Annotated in this window: 30 protein-coding genes; 28 read left to right on the top strand and 2 right to left on the bottom strand. The window is 35.3% G+C overall.

The window, feature by feature from the left end; all coding sequences use genetic code 11:
• The first annotated feature begins 11 nt into the window (after nucleotides 1-11).
• The 26 genes from CKL_RS16095 to CKL_RS15990 all read left to right on the top strand — a co-directional run bounded on the left by CKL_RS16095 (nucleotide 12) and on the right by CKL_RS15990 (nucleotide 12,357).
• The gene (locus CKL_RS16095; RefSeq protein ID WP_012103644.1) at nucleotides 12-779 is read left to right on the top strand and encodes an ORF6C domain-containing protein; all 768 of its coding nucleotides are present in this window, start codon (nucleotides 12-14) and stop codon (nucleotides 777-779) included.
• The gene (locus tag CKL_RS16090) at nucleotides 780-998 is read left to right on the top strand and encodes a hypothetical protein (protein WP_012103643.1); all 219 of its coding nucleotides are present in this window, start codon (nucleotides 780-782) and stop codon (nucleotides 996-998) included.
• Nucleotides 991-1,203, top strand: a complete 213-nt coding sequence (locus CKL_RS16085; protein ID WP_012103642.1) for a hypothetical protein — start codon at nucleotides 991-993, stop codon at nucleotides 1,201-1,203. The genes CKL_RS16090 and CKL_RS16085 overlap by 8 nt, the downstream gene beginning before the upstream one ends.
• A 30-nt stretch (nucleotides 1,204-1,233) precedes the next feature.
• Nucleotides 1,234-1,431, top strand: coding sequence for a hypothetical protein (locus CKL_RS16080; protein ID WP_012103641.1), 198 nt, complete (start codon nucleotides 1,234-1,236; stop codon nucleotides 1,429-1,431).
• The gene (locus CKL_RS16075) at nucleotides 1,428-1,613 is read left to right on the top strand and encodes an aspartyl-phosphate phosphatase Spo0E family protein (RefSeq protein ID WP_012103640.1); all 186 of its coding nucleotides are present in this window, start codon (nucleotides 1,428-1,430) and stop codon (nucleotides 1,611-1,613) included. The genes CKL_RS16080 and CKL_RS16075 overlap by 4 nt, the downstream gene beginning before the upstream one ends.
• Nucleotides 1,576-1,740 (top strand): hypothetical protein, encoded by a 165-nt coding sequence (locus CKL_RS21015; RefSeq protein WP_012102296.1) that lies wholly within the window; start codon nucleotides 1,576-1,578, stop codon nucleotides 1,738-1,740. Before CKL_RS16075 ends, CKL_RS21015 begins: the two co-directional genes overlap by 38 nt.
• Nucleotides 1,741-1,752: 12 nt before the next feature.
• Entirely contained in the window at nucleotides 1,753-2,073 is a 321-nt protein-coding gene (locus tag CKL_RS16070) for a hypothetical protein (protein WP_012103639.1), read from the top strand.
• Nucleotides 2,074-2,088: 15 nt separating this feature from the next.
• A complete protein-coding gene (locus CKL_RS21010; protein ID WP_012103638.1) occupies nucleotides 2,089-2,238 on the top strand; it encodes a hypothetical protein in 150 nt (49 codons plus the stop codon).
• 12 nt (nucleotides 2,239-2,250) lie between these two features.
• Nucleotides 2,251-2,670 carry a YopX family protein gene (locus CKL_RS16065; protein ID WP_012103637.1) on the top strand — a complete coding sequence of 140 codons (420 nt, stop codon included), beginning with the start codon at nucleotides 2,251-2,253 and terminating at the stop codon, nucleotides 2,668-2,670.
• Between the two features lies 1 nt (nucleotide 2,671).
• Nucleotides 2,672-2,812 (top strand): hypothetical protein, encoded by a 141-nt coding sequence (locus CKL_RS21005; RefSeq protein ID WP_012103636.1) that lies wholly within the window; start codon nucleotides 2,672-2,674, stop codon nucleotides 2,810-2,812.
• A 3-nt stretch (nucleotides 2,813-2,815) separates the two neighbouring features.
• Nucleotides 2,816-3,115 carry a hypothetical protein gene (locus CKL_RS16060; protein WP_012103635.1) on the top strand — a complete coding sequence of 100 codons (300 nt, stop codon included), beginning with the start codon at nucleotides 2,816-2,818 and terminating at the stop codon, nucleotides 3,113-3,115.
• A 190-nt stretch (nucleotides 3,116-3,305) separates the two neighbouring features.
• Nucleotides 3,306-3,548: a hypothetical protein gene (locus CKL_RS16055; protein WP_012103634.1), complete on the top strand. Its 243-nt coding sequence runs from the start codon at nucleotides 3,306-3,308 to the stop codon at nucleotides 3,546-3,548.
• Between the two features lie 3 nt (nucleotides 3,549-3,551).
• Nucleotides 3,552-4,040, top strand: coding sequence for a siphovirus Gp157 family protein (locus CKL_RS16050; RefSeq protein WP_012103633.1), 489 nt, complete (start codon nucleotides 3,552-3,554; stop codon nucleotides 4,038-4,040).
• A 15-nt stretch (nucleotides 4,041-4,055) separates the two neighbouring features.
• Nucleotides 4,056-4,928, top strand: a complete 873-nt coding sequence (locus CKL_RS16045; protein ID WP_012103632.1) for an exodeoxyribonuclease X C-terminal domain-containing protein — start codon at nucleotides 4,056-4,058, stop codon at nucleotides 4,926-4,928.
• 115 nt (nucleotides 4,929-5,043) lie between these two features.
• Nucleotides 5,044-5,982: a phage replisome organizer N-terminal domain-containing protein gene (locus CKL_RS16040; RefSeq protein WP_012103631.1), complete on the top strand. Its 939-nt coding sequence runs from the start codon at nucleotides 5,044-5,046 to the stop codon at nucleotides 5,980-5,982.
• A gap of 12 nt (nucleotides 5,983-5,994) precedes the next feature.
• Nucleotides 5,995-7,329 (top strand): replicative DNA helicase, encoded by a 1,335-nt coding sequence (gene dnaB / locus CKL_RS16035; protein WP_242649492.1) that lies wholly within the window; start codon nucleotides 5,995-5,997, stop codon nucleotides 7,327-7,329.
• A gap of 3 nt (nucleotides 7,330-7,332) precedes the next feature.
• On the top strand, nucleotides 7,333-7,500 hold the full coding sequence (locus CKL_RS21000; protein WP_172634775.1) for a hypothetical protein: 168 nt from the start codon (nucleotides 7,333-7,335) through the stop codon (nucleotides 7,498-7,500).
• A 65-nt stretch (nucleotides 7,501-7,565) separates the two neighbouring features.
• Complete coding sequence (locus CKL_RS16030) at nucleotides 7,566-8,399, top strand: DNA adenine methylase (RefSeq protein ID WP_012103630.1); 834 nt, start codon at nucleotides 7,566-7,568, stop codon at nucleotides 8,397-8,399.
• Nucleotides 8,400-8,404: 5 nt separating this feature from the next.
• Complete coding sequence (locus CKL_RS16025; protein ID WP_012103629.1) at nucleotides 8,405-8,725, top strand: hypothetical protein; 321 nt, start codon at nucleotides 8,405-8,407, stop codon at nucleotides 8,723-8,725.
• A 78-nt stretch (nucleotides 8,726-8,803) separates the two neighbouring features.
• A complete protein-coding gene (locus CKL_RS16020) occupies nucleotides 8,804-9,679 on the top strand; it encodes a DNA cytosine methyltransferase (protein ID WP_041701003.1) in 876 nt (291 codons plus the stop codon).
• Nucleotides 9,676-9,894, top strand: coding sequence for a double zinc ribbon domain-containing protein (locus tag CKL_RS16015; protein ID WP_012103627.1), 219 nt, complete (start codon nucleotides 9,676-9,678; stop codon nucleotides 9,892-9,894). Before CKL_RS16020 ends, CKL_RS16015 begins: the two co-directional genes overlap by 4 nt.
• Nucleotides 9,895-10,162: 268 nt before the next feature.
• Nucleotides 10,163-10,642, top strand: a complete 480-nt coding sequence (locus tag CKL_RS16010; RefSeq protein ID WP_012103626.1) for a hypothetical protein — start codon at nucleotides 10,163-10,165, stop codon at nucleotides 10,640-10,642.
• Nucleotides 10,639-10,821 carry a DUF6877 family protein gene (locus CKL_RS16005; protein WP_012103625.1) on the top strand — a complete coding sequence of 61 codons (183 nt, stop codon included), beginning with the start codon at nucleotides 10,639-10,641 and terminating at the stop codon, nucleotides 10,819-10,821. The genes CKL_RS16010 and CKL_RS16005 overlap by 4 nt, the downstream gene beginning before the upstream one ends.
• Before the next feature lie 100 nt (nucleotides 10,822-10,921).
• Nucleotides 10,922-11,377 carry a hypothetical protein gene (locus CKL_RS16000; protein WP_012103624.1) on the top strand — a complete coding sequence of 152 codons (456 nt, stop codon included), beginning with the start codon at nucleotides 10,922-10,924 and terminating at the stop codon, nucleotides 11,375-11,377.
• 130 nt (nucleotides 11,378-11,507) lie between these two features.
• Entirely contained in the window at nucleotides 11,508-11,954 is a 447-nt protein-coding gene (locus CKL_RS15995; protein ID WP_012620539.1) for a helix-turn-helix transcriptional regulator, read from the top strand.
• Nucleotides 11,955-12,060: 106 nt separating this feature from the next.
• Entirely contained in the window at nucleotides 12,061-12,357 is a 297-nt protein-coding gene (locus CKL_RS15990) for a hypothetical protein (protein WP_041700857.1), read from the top strand.
• 677 nt (nucleotides 12,358-13,034) lie between these two features.
• Here the strand turns inward: CKL_RS15990 and CKL_RS15985 are convergent.
• Both CKL_RS15985 and CKL_RS15980 read right to left on the bottom strand, forming a co-directional pair.
• Nucleotides 13,035-13,439, bottom strand: coding sequence for a type II toxin-antitoxin system HicB family antitoxin (locus CKL_RS15985; RefSeq protein WP_012103622.1), 405 nt, complete (start codon nucleotides 13,437-13,439; stop codon nucleotides 13,035-13,037).
• Between the two features lie 54 nt (nucleotides 13,440-13,493).
• Nucleotides 13,494-13,685: a type II toxin-antitoxin system HicA family toxin gene (locus CKL_RS15980; RefSeq protein WP_012103621.1), complete on the bottom strand. Its 192-nt coding sequence runs from the start codon at nucleotides 13,683-13,685 to the stop codon at nucleotides 13,494-13,496.
• A gap of 120 nt (nucleotides 13,686-13,805) precedes the next feature.
• Here CKL_RS15980 and CKL_RS20995 point away from each other — a divergent pair, with 120 nt between their 5' ends.
• A complete protein-coding gene (locus CKL_RS20995) occupies nucleotides 13,806-13,967 on the top strand; it encodes a hypothetical protein (RefSeq protein WP_172634774.1) in 162 nt (53 codons plus the stop codon).
• 206 nt (nucleotides 13,968-14,173) lie between these two features.
• Nucleotides 14,174-14,299 (top strand): hypothetical protein, encoded by a 126-nt coding sequence (locus tag CKL_RS21645; RefSeq protein ID WP_278184174.1) that lies wholly within the window; start codon nucleotides 14,174-14,176, stop codon nucleotides 14,297-14,299.
• The last annotated feature ends 19 nt before the right edge of the window (nucleotides 14,300-14,318 follow it).

The following is a 14,318-nucleotide window of genomic DNA, read 5'->3' as shown; positions in this document are numbered from 1 at the left end:
GAGAACAAATATTGAGTAATTTAGTAAAAATCCAAAATAAGGATTTATCAGTTAAAGAATTTAAAGGACAAAGAGTAGTAACTTTTAAAGATATTGATATGCTGCATGAAAGAATTGAAGGTACTGCTAAAAGAAACTTCAATGAAAATAAATATGAGGATGATAGGAAAACAGAGAGATTTATAAATGGGGTAGATTACTTTATAGTAACCACATCTGAAAAGGACGAAATTCGTACTTTAGAAATTCCAAACAGAGGATTAACTCTAATAACAGAAAGTGGATATCTTATGTTAGTAAAGTCTTTTACAGATGATTTAGCATGGAAGGTTCAAAGGGAATTAGTAAATAGTTATTTTAGAGGTAAGGAACAAAAGCAGCTTTCACCAATGGAACAATTAAGGCTCCAGTATCAGGTTATAGAACAACATGAAGAAAAAATTAATGAACTTGATATTAAAGTTGAGAGTTTGGCTTTGACAATGAATATAAGTGATGGACAGGCTAAAACAATTCAAAAATTAGTTAACAAGAGAGTTAAAGCTTTATGCTATGGAGATGAAAGCAGTGCTTATATGAATACATCTATAAGGAAAAAAGTTTACAGCTATATCTGGAGAACCTTAAAAGATTATTTAAATGTTACAGTATATCACAATATTTTAAGGAAAGATTATAGCTCAGCATTGAAATATATAAATGCCATTACATTACAAGGAGCTTTGCTCAGGGAAGTTCAGGAAGCTAATCGAGCAACTCTGGGTGAGAAGGCAATATAAATGACCAACTCAGTAAAAATTAAAATAGGTGTATTTTCAGGAGCACAGGTAACACGTAGAGAGTTGGCTCAAACTATTATTCAAGAACTATATTACCCTCATGAAAACATTGATTACTACACCAATTCTTTAGAAAGTTTACCTTTAGATGAATATTCCGAGGAATTGGAGAGTATGGAACGACCATACAGGAGGAAAAGGAGGAAAGTAAATGTTTAATGCTACCGAAGTAAAAGGATTTAACAAATTAAGTAATGCTGACAAGGAGCTTTTCAAAAAGTTCTGTGAAAAGTTTTATAATGCATGGGAATTCCCAGATAAGCATAAACCGGTAAAGATATCTAGGATGAATGAAAAGCATCTGAAAGTTACATTGAATGATGGTGTATGGTTGCACATTACTAAGGATTGTGAGTGGTATTAGATAGGGAAAAAGAGAGGAGGAACAGAGTAGATGCGTAGAGCAAAGGCAATAGATGTAAATAGAGCCATTGAACTATACAACAAATATGGATCTTTAAATAGGGCAGCTTTAAGTGTAGACTGTGCTCCAACAACTTTAAAAAATATCCTGATTGAAAATGGAGTTGAGATTAAAAGACATAAAGCTCCTAGATGGGGTATAGCGTTTGGAAAGCAGGTGCAGTCATGACCATAGAAGCTGCTAGAGATAAGTTACATGAATGTATGGATTTATATGACTTATCAGATATTAGAACTTTAGAGGCTAGTCAAGAAATGGACGAGCTTGTAAATGCAGAAATGAGAAAAATGATGGAGGGGGAGAAGGGAAAGTATGACACAGCTAGGAGTTCAAGTATTAGGAGTTTATAGCCTTATGGCAGTTATTGCACTAGCTATATATCACACAATCAGATTTAAAAGAGAAGATGACACAGAGAATCAATTAACTATAGTTGTTCTAATACCTGTAATTATATTCTTGGCAAATGTTATTTGAAAGGAGAGAAGAATGAACAGATACGAACAGTTAACAGAGGATTTGAAAGAAGCTTATTCAAAGGCGTTAGAAGTTAGAACAAATGATGATGGCGGTACCTGCAATTTTGATAGTACATTTTTGATATTAAAGAGATGGCAGGAAAGAAAAGTACTCGAAGCTATAGAGAAAGCAGGCCTTTATTGTAGAAGTAAAACTAAATGGATTGGTGAAGGATACATGATCAATACTGGCGGTGGACAAGCAAATAACAGAACTAGAATAAGGGATGAATTTTCAAAAGCTTTAAGTGAAAAAGGATATCATGTATTGCATTTTGACATGATGGATTAGAAAGAAGGGGATTAAATGCGAGATAAGGAGTTTGTAAAGCTGCAGAGGGGAAACAAGAGGCTTAGGGAGCTTTTAAGAGAAGGTATTCAACTTGCGGAAATTTGCGTGGAAAAGGTTAAGTGTCAGGAGGATGTGTACAAGCAGTTAGAGATTAAGAAGAGTTAGGAGGCATAGCAGATGCGAAGAGAAATTAAGTTTCGTGCATGGGATGAACAGGCAAGAAGAATTATTAATTGGGAAGAATTGAAATTTGATAAGGATAATGGCGACGATTCAATATGCTTTTATGAAAAGATAGATGATTGTGAATGGAATGGTGGAGCAGATTATAAATTAATGCAATATACAGGATTAAAGGATAAGAATGGTGTAGAGATTTATGAAGGAGATATTCTTCATATTGAAATTGAAAACTGGCATATAAAAGGAGATATTATTGCAAGTGGAAATGAAGTGGTAGAATATCAAGAATGTTGTTTTGGAGTTATTTGGGGATATCATAGGGATTTTATAAAACTTAATGGTTTCACAAATACAACATTTGAAGTTATAGGCAACATTTATTCTAATCCAGAGCTTTTGAAAGAAGGTGAATAACATGGATGCACTTACAGTAAAGAAACTTAGAGAGTGTAAACTGGATAATAACGGAGAACTTTATGATCCGGCATCTGGGGAGACTTTTAAAGATATTGATGCACTGACAGTTGAGGAAGTAAAAATATTTGTGGAGGGATAGGAGATGTGGATAAGAGCACAGGATAGAATGAGTTTGGTAGAACCTAAAAGACTTAATATATGTAAAAACCAAGGCAAGTTTAGAATTATTAATCAGGTCTTATACATGGGTGATGTATCAGATGACTATGACATTCTAGGGGAATATGAATCTAAAGAAAGGGCTATCGAAATATTAGATGATATACAGAATCAAATTTTACATTGTACAGAAGGAAAAGATACTAAACCATTTATATCAGCAAGTTTTCAAGGCAATAGACAAATCACCTATAAACCAGTACTTGAAATGCCACAAAAATAAAAACGAACCCTTTGCAGAGGGTCCAAAAGTAATTAAACTTATCCCCATTCTATCGCAGAATGGGGGAAAAATCAAATATTAGAGGAGAGCATGATAAGCGATTTCTTTATATATTATGTAGCAGTGTAATTTATGTGAGTAGGATTTATTGCTTCTATAGAAAAAGTAAATAGTTGTGGAGGGGTAGAAATTGGAGAAATTGTATCCTGAAGAATTAGAAATTTATGATAAAGATGCCACCGACAAATATATGCTTATAGGATTTTTAAAGAGTATCAGGAACGACAATAGTATTCATATTAAATCCTATGCAGAAGATGTCAGTAAGAATGATGATGACTATAAAAGAGGATATTACAAAGGTTTTAGAGATGTAGCAGAAATTCAAAACAGACTTATAGATAATTTTTTAAAGGAAATGGAGGTTAAATAGATAATGTCAAAGCTATATGAGATAAGTGAAAGATATAAAAATATTCAGGTGCTCTTGGATAATCCAGAGCTGCCCAATGAGGAAATAAAAAAAGCTCTTGATAATATAGGGGAGGAATTTGATACCAAAGCAGAAAATGTGGCCAAGGTTATAAGTTCCATGAATTCAGATGCGGACGGAATTAAAAAGGAGATTGAAAGGCTTCAGGAGAGGAAAAGAGTTGTAGAAAACAGAGTGAAAGGTTTAAAAACCTATATTTATGAGCAAATGCAGTCAACAGGCAAGAAGAAGATAAAAGGCATATTGTTTACATTGGCGATTCAAAAAAATGCTCCTAGTGTGAATGTAATAAATGAAGATGTTGTTCCAGAACAATATAAAGTACCTCAACCTTATAAGCTCGATAAAAAGGCTATATTAGAAGCTCTTAAGCAGGATATAAAGATAGATGGTGTAGAGATAAAGCAGGGTACAAGTTTAAGAATTAGATAGAAGGGAGATTTTATTATGGAAAGTACAATGATGGTAAGACAGGACCATGCTTTAAATCTACTGGACAGCATGGAAATTGGGGAAGTAAGGAATACGCTAGGAAAGATAGCACAGTTCCAATCAATAATACAAAAAACATTAAAGAACGGACATGACTATGGGGAGATAGGAGGGGTTACAAAACCCACCCTCCTCAAACCAGGTGCAGAAAAAATACTTATGCTTATGGGATTGACGAGTGAATATAACATAATTGAAAAAATAGAGGATTATGATAAAGGAATATTTGCATATACCATAAAGTGCATCTTAAGAAAAAATGGTCAGAAAATAACTGAGGGAGTCGGGAGCTGTAATTCCAAGGAAGATAAATATAGGTGGAGATGGGTAAAGGAAGATGATTTACCTATGGGAATAGATAAAGATGCGGTTAAAAGTAAAGTGGATAACTACGGACATACGAAATATAAAGTTGAAAATGACGATATATGCAGTCAGGCAAATACCATTTTAAAGATGGCAAAGAAAAGAGCTCAGGTAGATGCAACTTTGACCGTTGCAAGTCTTTCGGAAATATTCACTCAAGATATTGAAGATATGGCTCAGTTCCAGGAAAGAGAAAATATTGAAAATATGAAAGCCGATGAAGTAGTTAATATTCAGGTTAGATTCGGAAAACACAAAGGTAAGACTTTAGGCCAGATAATGAAGATTGCACCAGATTATATAAAATGGTTAGCTCAAAATGGAAAAGATCCTGCTATGAGAAAAGCATGCTCAATGCTTTTGAACACAAAGGATGAAGACAACAAGAATGATGATTTTGTTGAATCAGATAATAAGGATATATATGAAGGCACACCATTTGCTGAAGATATGGAAGTTTAGAATACTTTAGGGATTGCAAAGCAGGACTGCCGGTACCGATCTGGCAGACTGCTTAAAATTCCAATATGTCCAATAGGGTTAGAGATAAATTTATTTTAGTAGAAAAGGTGAGATTATGGCAGAAATTAAGTGGATCAAGATAACAACAACAATGTTTGATGATGAAAAAATTAAATTAATAGATGCAATGCCTGAACGTGACACTATATTTTACATTTGGATGCGTCTTTTAGTACAGGCAGGCAAGACAAATGCAGGAGGGTATATATTCCTTACAGAGGATATACCCTACACTGATGAGATGTTATCGGCAATCTTTAATAGACCTCTTAATACTGTAAGACTTGCCTTGGATACTTTGAAAAAATTCGGAATGATTCAAAGGTCCGAAAACAACGATTTAAAAATAACTAATTGGGACAAACATCAAAATGTGGAAAGTATGGATAAAATCAGAGAAGGAAATAGACTTAGAAAACGAAGGCAAAGGGAAAAAGAAAAACAGCAGGAGTTACTGGAAGAGCCAAAAAACAGTGAAGAAAACGTGACAGAAGGAGAGGAAATTGTGATGTCACAAGATAGTCACGAAATGTCACGTGACAGTCACGCTATAAGAGAGAGAGAGAGAGAAGAAGATCTAGATCTAGATAATAAGAGAGAGAGAAGAGAGAAAAAAGATCTCTCTCTCGATAATAACGCTTTAGAACTTTGTAAATATTGGGAAGTTCTGAAACCAGGTGAAAATATAACTGCACACTTGGCAGCTTTAAAGATATTTATAAACACTTATGGCTATGACTGGTGCAAAGAAGCAATGCAGATTATGGTCAAGAACAAAAATAAATTTATTTTAAGCTACATGGAGAAAATTTTAAAAAATTGGCTTGTGGAAGGAAAAAGTGAGGAATGTGGAACTTCCAAGAAAGAAAAGAATGCTCCTAAACCGCCATCTTACAAGGTTGTAAATCAAGGGTGTTGCCCTGTTTGTGGAGGTAAAGGAGTGGTGAGACAAAACAATGAATGGGTGGAATGTCCTAAGTGCAGGGGAGGTTAGAAATTGAATAACGTGACAGCTTTGCCAAGTAGTATTGAGGCCGAAAGGGGAGTTATAGGCACTATACTAAACAATAATCAGGCCATGGACATAGCTCTGGAATTAATTACGCCTGAAGATTTTTACAGAGAAAATCACAAGGTGATATTTAAAGCTCTAGTGAATTTGCATGAAAAAAATGCAGCTATGGACCTGTTAACAGTGAGTGAGCAGCTGAAAGACGGGCTGAAAGAAATCGGGGGAATTACTTACCTGTCACAGCTTATGGGAGCCTACACTCCGACTTCAAACGTAAAAGAGTACGCCTTGATAGTAAAAGACAAAAGCAATAAAAGAAAAATAATAAAAATAGCCAATGAAATGATGCTGGATGCCTGCAATAACTCTAGTGTGGATGATATTTTAAATAAAGCAGAAAGTAAGATTCTGGATATAAACAGCTATAAGGATTCAGAGATAGTCACGGCCAAGACAGTTGCTATGAATGCCTATGAAAAAATAGAAGAAAATTACAATAAGGGCGGAGGATTGGCAGGCCTGGCAACTGGCATAAAGTCCATAGATAACATGACTGGAGGACTGGAACCAGGGGACTACGTGATACTTGCGGCAAGACCCAGCATGGGTAAAAGTGCCATGATGCTTGAAATATCTGAAAACGTGGCAAAACAGGGTAAGTCAGTGTTGGTATTTAGTCTTGAAATGACCAAAGAAAAGCTGATGAACAGGTTGTTTTCAAGTTTAACAAAAATACCACTTGAGAGAATAAAGACCGGAGAATTGACTTCACCTGAGTGGAATAAACTTGCTAGTGCTGCCAATTTCATATGCCAGCAGAAATTATACTTTGACGATAAAGGTGGCCAGACGGTAAATGAAATACGTTCCAAATCCCGAAAAGCCAAGCTGCAATATGACCTGGATTTAATCGTAATAGACTACATTGGGAAAATACAGGGACAGGGTGAAAACAGGAATCAGGAATTAAGCAGGATATCAGATGCACTAAAGAATCTGGCTAAAGAACTAAAAATACCAATTGTAGTTTTATGCCAGTTATCTCGTGCACCGGAGGCCAGATCGGACCATAGACCTATGCTTTCGGATCTAAGAGAATCAGGGTCAATAGAACAGGATGCAGATATAGTTATTATGCTGTACAGGGATGAATACTATAACGCAGAAACAGAGGAAAAAAATATCATGGAAGCTATTGTAACTAAGAGCAGGGATGGAAAGACAGGAACTGTTAAATTGTATTGGGATGGCAATACCCAGAGGATTAGAGAACTGGACTATGTTCATGAGGGGAGTTATAACCCTGAAATATTTGGAAGAGGGGAATAGTAAATGGTAAATAGGTGGCAGATTTATAATTACCTGAAGGGTGGAAGCAATGAAATAAGCGTGAAAGACATAGAAAGGGCTCCAGTAGAAGAACTTAGGGAAGGCTTAATAGAGTTTATATTATACAAGCGTTTAATAATGCGTGAGGAAAAAGAGAGAACAATGAGATAGTTTTTAAAGGCGCCGAGCATAATTACAGGATGCGAGAATTTGTTAGAAAGTGAGGATGGTGGATAGTGAAACTTAAGAATTTAACCAACATAAAGTGGATTGGTGGCAAGCATGGAAAGGAAGAACGGTACCTGGAGCTTATGCCTAGACATAAAATATTTGCGGATGTTTTCTTTGGATCCGGAGCAGTTACTTTTTACAAAGAAACGGTAAATCCTGCGAATATGACAGTAGTGAATGACATAAACGACAGATTGATAAATTACATGATGATGCTAAAAGGTAATCCAGAAAGCCTTTATAAAGAGTGCAGCTCCCTTCCGTTTTCGGAAAGTCTGTATGAGAAATGGAAATGGGAACCATGGCCGGAGGATAAGCTCCAATCGGCAGTCAGGTTTTATTACCTCATGAGGGTTTGCTTCGGCGGAGGAGGACGCAAATACAAGAGTGGAATGAGTCTTTCAAAGACAACAAATAAAGCTAAACAGTTGATGTCAGCTACAGAGTTAATCCCAAAGATGGCTGAATTAATAAAGAACTGGAATATACTTTGTCGGGACTTTGAAGAAGTAATAAAGTTTTATGATTCCAGAGATACACTATTTTTTTTAGACCCACCGTATTTTGGGCATGAGGACATGTACTTTGGAGGATTTCAAGAGAAGGACCATATAAGGCTCAGGAAAGTGCTTGAAGGGATAAAAGGCAAAGCTATGGTTTGTTATTATCCGGATCCACTTATAGATAATTTGTATTCGGGGTGGTACCGAAACGAATATCATACGGCCAGCCAAATAAAAAATAGGGCTGACGGAGATAAATGCCCTGTGAGAACAGAATTGATTTTGATGAATTATAGACCGAGGGTGAATGAGCAGTTAAAAATGTGTGAGGGGTGATAAAAATGGCAGTTGCGTTCAAAAGAACAAAAGAAAACCTGAACTTTGTAAGAGACAACTGGGAAATCATGCCTAAAAAGTATATGGCGAAGAAATTAGGGTGCAGTACTTCTCTTGTGAGTGTGATAGGGGGCGAACTGGGCTTGCCCATCCAGCGTAAATTACCTACGCTTCCCAAAGATTCATTTTACCGTACGGAAAGTATTCGCAGGATGAAGAAGGATTTTAGTCTAGGGGAGAAAATAACTCTAAAGGTGCAACGCAGTCGTGGAAAATATAAAGTCATAAAGGGGTTGTGGCCGACGGGACAGATTACCTTGTGCTAGTTAAATGGAAGAAGCATGAAAACGAACTAAGGGAAAGTTTTAGGTATGATGAGTTTTGCAGGTTGTGGGGGTGTAGATATGGATTTAACACATTTCAGTTTGTTTACCGGAATAGGAGGAATTGATCTTGCTGCTGAATGGGCAGGATTCAAAACAGTAGGACAGTGTGAGTTTGCAGATTACCCCACAAGGGTACTTGAAAAACATTGGCCGGATGTAGAGAGGTGGAAAGATGTTAGAAGTATTACAGTTGAATCTGTTAGAGAAAGAGGAATTCAAGAAGTCACAGTTTTATCGGCAGGATTTCCATGCCAGCCTCACAGCGTTGCAGGAGAACGTAAGGCGTCTAATGATGAACGTGACTTGTGGCCGGAAACAGCAGAGAGAATTCGCATTCTTAAGCCAAGATGGTTTTTGGGTGAAAATGTACCAGGGATATTATCAAGTGAAAATGGACGGTTCTTTGGAGGAATTCTCAGGGACCTGGCCAAGATGGGGTACAGTGTCGGATGGTGCTGCTATGGAGCAAACAGAGTTGGAGCTCCGCACAAAAGGGAAAGGATATTCATTGTTGCCTACTCCGACAGCAGCAGACAACAAAGGGGGAAGAACTCCAGAAGCATCAAGGAAAGCAGGAAGAACAGCAAGAAACAATTTGAGGGATTTTGTAAGACACTTTTATGCGACTCCTACAGCATCCCAAAACTTCAAGCCTATTCGGGCGTTGACACCGTCAGAGAGGAACGGAACTCATGGCAAGGTACTTCCAGGAAGCATAGGAGAGAAACATCCAGAACTTATTGGGAGATATCCGAATCCCCAGTTCTTGGAGTGGATGATGGGATTTCCGATAGGGTGGACAGAAGTATAGCCTTAGGTAACGCAGTAGTACCACAGCAGGTATATCCCATACTGAAAGCTATTGCAGATATAGAAAGGTGTGGTGAAACATGATTTATAAATCCAAATATTCCACAATGTTTGAATGCCCTCATTGTGGCCATAAAAATAAAATGCCATGCAACTTTTGTGCAAAATGTGGAAAGAAGTTAATTAAAAATAAATGTCTGCACTGCTGGAGGAGTAGTAAGAAAATCATTAAAAGTACTGCTCAAAGTTGTGATGAATGCAATGTAAATAAGTTTAGTCCTAAAGGATTGTATAAATAACAGCCAATTCAAGCCATAGGCATAGAAAATTCCAAAGAGAAGGGGACAAGTAGTATAATTAATCGTCTTGAAATTAGGATAGGTTTAAAAGGACTGTATTAGAGTTTTAGAATATTAGTGTAGTAGGTGAGAAAGATGAAAAAGAAAAGTCCTAAGATGTGCAATCATTACTGGAAAAGTGTTGGCAAAACTAGGTCGGGTGGAATTATTAAAAGATGTTTGATATGCGGTGAATATTGCATTGTTAAATAAAAAGGAGTGAATATTAATGAGCTATAAAGAAAAGTGCTTTGAATATTTTAGCAGTAACAAGGAACAAGGGAAAGAAGATTTATTAAAAGGTGCAGTTAGTAAATTTGGAATAACTAGGTTGACAGCAGAGAATTATTATTCCAAGTGGGAAGAGGAAAAAGATGTGGAAGAAGCAGTGGAAAATATTTTTGGCAAGGATGAAACAAATGAGTTGTGTGAAAATACTAAGTTTGAAAAAGAGACTGCTGCTGTGAATAATAAGCCAGCGAAGCCAGCTGATAAATCGGCGAAGGACTGCGAAGGACCGGCGAAAGATTCTAAGAAAAGATTGAAAATAGTTAGATTGGAAGGCGAAAAGTTAAGTTTTTCTATAGAAGGCAAATATGTTACTTTGTATACGCCACAGTCCAAAAGTATAGATGTAAAAATAGAAGATTTAAAAGATATAATTGCAGAAATTCAGGAATTTATGGAGCTTAAGGAAGTGGTTATGTGAGGATAGAAATTAAATCCATGGAAGATTTGAATAGAAATTTAAACAAGTTGCCAATTCAAGCTATAGAGGATATAAATAAAAGAATTACCGATTGGATGAGTGGAGAAGGAAGTAGCATTGATGATCCATACATTAAGCAGCAGCTTAGATATGCGGAAAATCTGGTGAATAGAAGGTGATGGCATGAGAAGTAAATATAATGCTAAAAAATCAATGGTTGTGGGTAAGTGAGGGGTTAGAAATTAGACATAATTAAATAAGTACATGGGAGGGAACTGTATGTTGGACAAAGAAACATTTAAAAGAACAGAAGGTAAGCTGTATGGCTATTTTAGGGATTTGAAAGAGATGGAAGCTTTGGAATTGGAATGTAAAGACCTGCAGGATCAGGAGGAAAGTATCCAGTGGGATATAAAGCACTCGAGTGAAAAGGAAGATGCAAAAGAAATTAAGGAGCTTAAGAGTGAACTAAAATATGTAAATAGAAAATTCCGTAAGAATATGTCCAGGATAAGGCAGTTAAAAAGAAATACAGCTCTGTTGAAGAAAGTCCTGACAGTCCCTCCACTATCAGAAGAAATTATGCAATTTATTACTTACAAATATAAGCTAAATAAGGGTGTTGGATGGATAGCAAATGAAATGTATGGTGGCGTAAGAAGTACTGCCTACAGGTGGCGAGAAGATATACTGGAGGATATTGTTAAGTGGGAAGGGGTGTATGGTAATAGCTGAAAAATAATGCTGTTGCCTTTTTTAATCTTAAAAAATCTTGAGACAAAAATAGGACAAAAATGAGACAAATTTGAGACAAAAATAGGACAAAGTTGGGACAAAATACATTAAGAAATAGTATATAATATAAATGAAATTCAAAGAATTCAATTTGGTAAAAATAAAACATGTCCACTTTTATGGTTTGGGTGAACTATATTCTTTTTTAGGAGCTGATGATTTGAGAGCTGTGTTAAATAAAGAAGAAGTTAAGATTTTGTATTTAGATGGGTTAACAGCCCCTGAGATTGCTAGAAAATTAAATATTAAAAAAGATACTGTAGAAAAATGCATCCAAAGAAATTTTAGTAATTTAAAATGTGAACATAGGGTTGCCTTAACATGTAGACGAGAGGTGGTAAAGGCAGTTAACTATGAAGCAAATAAATATATAGGTGATAGTGCGTTTGTAAAAAAGAATAGGTCTATATATAAAACGAATCCTGACGGGGATATAGTAATAAATAAAGAGGTTGCTCCTGTAGTTACATGGGACACTCCGAGAAGATTGGCAAATGAAAATAAAGTTAAATTTTAATTTTAATACCCTCTTAAAATAAACCTCTGGCTCCAGGGTTAAATGGGGCCTTGCTTTTACTCAAAGGAAATAGTACTATATATTAGGATAATATTAAAGAGGATGTATGGGGGAAAATATGGACATTTCTTTTGAGAAAGCATGTAATATCATAGATAATAATAAAATAGAGAGAGTATTCTGCATAGAAGATTTCAAGGAAGAAGATTGGGGAAAACCCAAAAGTAAAGGTGTAGCAGAATCAACGATTACACTTTTCGAGTGTGGGCGTGATGTTGGGGTGGAATCTATTGCTCCCATGGTTGCGATATCAGAGGAGGATGTTTTAAAGGTTAGTTCCGGCAATAAAGAACTAATTCTTAATTTTAACGATGGCACGAAGTATAGAATTGTTCTTTCTTAAATTATACAGGTTTGGCTATAGCCTAAAGTATAGCTACCAATGCGGGAAACCGCAAATAAAATAAAACTATATATGTGTATGTCAGAGGTAGGCACTAGGAAACTGGTGCTTATTTTCATAGAATAATAAAACCTGTTCACAAATAGTTAATCATTATGCCATTAAGTTGTAACAAATACTACCTATAATTATAAGTGTCTTTAGTAAATAAACTTTAGTATTAAATAGATTGTGAGCAATGCCCCAAATGTAAATTTAAAATAGTGTCTGTGGTTGCAGGGCACTTAAAACCAAAATGCAACTGCCACGAGTTGATATATCAAAATCGCATCCTTAAAAAATAATATTATAAAAGTAGGCACTCGTTATTTAGGGTGCTTATTTTTGTATTATTTACAAATAGTTATTACATAGGACATTGGATTGTAACAAATACTATGTATAATAAGTATTGTGAATGGCTTATGAATTAAGTTCCCACTTATGCGCGTTTAAGCCAGTGCCTTATAGTTGCGGGGCACGTTAAACTCAAATGCAACTGACAGAAGTTTATATGTTAAATTAATCTCCTTTTGGATAATGATTAACAATATTATCAGAAGTAAGTACTCGTCACCTGGGTGCTTACTTTTGATTTATTGAAAAGAGATGCGTAGGTTTTTACACATCTCTTAAATTCAACTATTAATATTAAGTTTCTCTTTAATTGCAGTCTGTATGACTTGAGAGAAGTTAATATTATTCTTTTCAGCTAAAGATTTTAACCATTGTGGCATAGTAACAGTTGTTTTAACAGAAGTATTTTGTATGGCTTCACGATATAGTGGCATATAAACATCAACCAATAAAAGTATTTCATTCTTATCAAGCTTAATTTTATTGATTGGTGAAGGAGAAGGGATTTCTATATCATCTTCCTCCATACCGAATAAGTGCAGAGCTAAAACTTCTTTAGCATTTTTGATAGCTTCATCTATAGTACGTGCATTAGATACACAACCTGGTAAATCAGGAAATGTAATACCTACATTATCTTTGTATTGAGTTATTATAGATGGATAAATATAAATATCTTTTTTCATGGCAACCTCCTATGGAAATTTTATATATTAAACTTTCAAGGGAAAAGGGAGGGATTAAGAAAATTTAATCCCTGTTTGCTTTTCAATACTCTTTATGTTTTTAATTCCTAAGTCTTTAACTGGATGCCTTACTGTTGCTAGTTTGTGACCGTCTGTATATTGGTGATGGTCGCCAACAACTCTTTTTAAATACCATCCATGTGATTCAAGTATCTTGATTACTTCCCTTGATGAGTAAGATTTCATTTATTTCCCTCCCTACAATTATAGTATAACACGTCTTATTAGACGTGTCAAGGGAAAAGATATAAATAATTGAAAAAATGGAATAAAAATTTAGTTTACAGGTCAAAGGAAGTGAGAGGTATGAAGATAAGAGAAATCTTAAAAGAAAAGCTTAATCAGGATAAAAAACTAAATAAAGATAAACCAGAGAGAGGTGAATACCTCTCCTTTTCTGATATTGAAAAATTGATGCGGCATGAGTGTTACAGGAGAGTTAAGGGTGCTGTTAGGAGGGTGAGGTGAGAATGGAGATATTGCAAGTTATTTTTATTAGCATTGTAACAACGCTAATTGTACAAAAATTAATGTTTAAAGATAAAAAATGAAAACAATGATTTGCTTAGAGAAATTTTGGAAGAATTGAAAGATGGAGAGGAGTATTTGTGATGCATATTGCTTTGTCAACTATAATATTTTTAGGGTTATTAATTATAGGAGGTATATTGATAATGAACAGTAAACTAGAAGGTAGTTATTTTCCATTTCCGGATGGGAAGTTTTTTATAGGTATAATAATTATAACGGTATCATGTATTGCTAAATTTGGTATGTGGTTAGGCCAACACATTAAATAATCCCCAAAACAAAACGAAT

This window comes from Clostridium kluyveri DSM 555, from assembly GCF_000016505.1.
Taxonomy (GTDB): Bacteria; Bacillota; Clostridia; order Clostridiales; family Clostridiaceae; genus Clostridium_B; species Clostridium_B kluyveri.
Note: the sequence above shows the minus strand (reverse complement) of the source record. Positions and strands in the feature narration are given on the sequence as shown.